At 63.0% G+C, this 467-nt stretch carries 1 protein-coding gene; it reads right to left on the bottom strand.

The window, feature by feature from the left end; all coding sequences use genetic code 11:
• Positions 1-289: 289 nt before the first annotated feature.
• Positions 290-460, bottom strand: coding sequence for a hypothetical protein (locus D7X55_RS46230; RefSeq protein WP_368666526.1), 171 nt, complete (start codon positions 458-460; stop codon positions 290-292).
• Between the last annotated feature and the right edge of the window lie 7 nt (positions 461-467).

Genomic DNA, 467 nt, shown 5'->3' with positions numbered 1-467 from the left:
GGGTTCGTGATGTTTAGACGGAGGCTTCGGCCTCCGTCCTTTTATCTGGAGAGGCGTGCCAACCAAGGTTGGCACCTACCGGGCGATGTGAGCTTGCCAACCAGGGTTGGCACCTACCGGGTGATGTGAGCGTGCCAACCAAGGTTGGCACCTACCGGGCGATGTGAGCGTGCCAACCAAGGTTGGCACCTACCGGGCGATGTGAGCATGCCAACCAGGGTTGGCACCTACCGGGTGATGTGAGCGTGCCAACCAAGGTTGGCACCTACCGGAAAACGCGATCCGCCGATCAGGCCAGGTTGAAGCCGGCGCTGCGCGCCAGGCCATCGAAGTCCGGGAAGGACGTGGCGACGTTGGCGATGTCGTTGATGCGCACTTCGCCGTCGCTGATCTGGCCGGCAATGGCGAATGCCATGGCGATGCGATGGTCGCCGTGGCTTTCGATGGTGCCACTCCCCAGCCGAGCC

It is taken from the genome of Corallococcus sp. AB049A, from assembly GCF_003668885.1.
Lineage (GTDB): Bacteria > Myxococcota > Myxococcia > Myxococcales > Myxococcaceae > Corallococcus > Corallococcus interemptor.
The sequence above is the reverse complement of the archived record's forward strand: the minus strand, read 5'-3'. Positions and strand labels throughout refer to the sequence as shown.